This window comes from Aquimarina agarivorans (assembly GCF_000218485.1).
GTDB classification, from domain to species: Bacteria; Bacteroidota; Bacteroidia; order Flavobacteriales; family Flavobacteriaceae; genus Aquimarina; species Aquimarina agarivorans.
The window spans coordinates 1-1105 of sequence record NZ_AFPB01000024.1 but is presented as its reverse complement, the minus strand read 5'-3'; the positions used below and the strand labels follow the sequence as shown (position 1 = coordinate 1105).

Sequence of the window (1105 nt, the reverse complement as noted above, 5' to 3'; positions counted from 1 at the left end):
GCGCCCGGCGCACTTCGCCGGTGGCCGGGTCGACCACCGGCAGCGTCGGCCCGGCATAGTCGATGAATAGCTTCTCGCCCGCACGGTGCAGCTGACGCATCGAACGTTTGAGCGTCTGGGCGTAGCGCCGGTAGTGCTCGACGAACTGGGTGTAGCGGTAGGTCGGCTGGCCCGCATGCGCGGCGAGATATTCCTCCCACAGCAGCTGCAAGGTCACGCCCTTGCGTCGCAACTCGCGGTGGATGCTCAGCACATCGGGCAGCACTCGCTCACCGCGCGGCTTGTTCGTCGACGTCGGTGCAAACAAGGCGGCCGCCAGCGCGGCCTCGTCCATGGCCACCAGCGCCGGCCAGTCCAGCCCGGCCACCCGCGCCGCCGCGATGTACTTGCTAACCACGCCCTTGGACAGCTGCAAGGCACGGGCAATCTTCTCGTGGGACAAGCCGGCCTCAAACTTGAGGCGCAGACATTCTTTGATGTTTCGCATGGCTACTCGCGGCGCCGCCATCTTCCTCTCCCGAAATCGGTCGAGGATGGCGGCGCATCAGGTCATGCGCAACGAAGGGAAGGCTTTCGCTAAGTCGTGACCGGCGATTTCGGTAAGCCGTGACCACCTGTTTCGGAACAGGCGGAGAATCGGTCACGTTGCTACCGAAATGAGCGGTCACGCGTTAGCGAAATGAGCGGTCACGATCAACCGAAACGGCCGGTCACGGTGCTCCGAAATCCGCAGCCTGGCCGACGCAGGCTGTTGACGAAATCACTATTCGCATGGTCGCCGAACTGCTCGACAGCCTGACTCCCCGAGCCGCTAACCAGGCGCGCGCTCTTCTGGTCGACATCTTCAACCACGCCGCCGCCAAGGGGCTCTGCCCAGACAACCCGGCGGCCAGCACCATCGCCAGGATCGAGAAGAAGCAGCGGAAGCGGCATACGGTGGAGGGGTTGCGAGCAATACGCGAGCAGGCCCCAGCCTGGCTGCAGAATGCGATTGACCTGGCACTCATCACCGCCCAGCGACGCACCGACATCCTGGCGATGCGTTTCGACGATGTTCGGGATGGTTTCCTATACGTTGTCCAGCAGAAGACGGCCAAGGCGAGCG

General features: G+C 63.9%; 2 protein-coding genes. One reads left to right on the top strand and one right to left on the bottom strand.

What is annotated here, in order from left to right:
- Positions 1–508: hypothetical protein (locus tag GMC_RS23305; RefSeq protein ID WP_010520389.1), on the bottom strand; the 508-nt coding region annotated here is incomplete at its 3' end.
- A 263-nt stretch (positions 509–771) separates the two neighbouring features.
- On the opposite strand from GMC_RS23305, the gene GMC_RS23300 reads away from it, so the two are divergent.
- Positions 772–1105 (top strand): hypothetical protein (locus GMC_RS23300; RefSeq protein WP_010520388.1); only part of this gene is annotated, 334 nt, incomplete at its 3' end.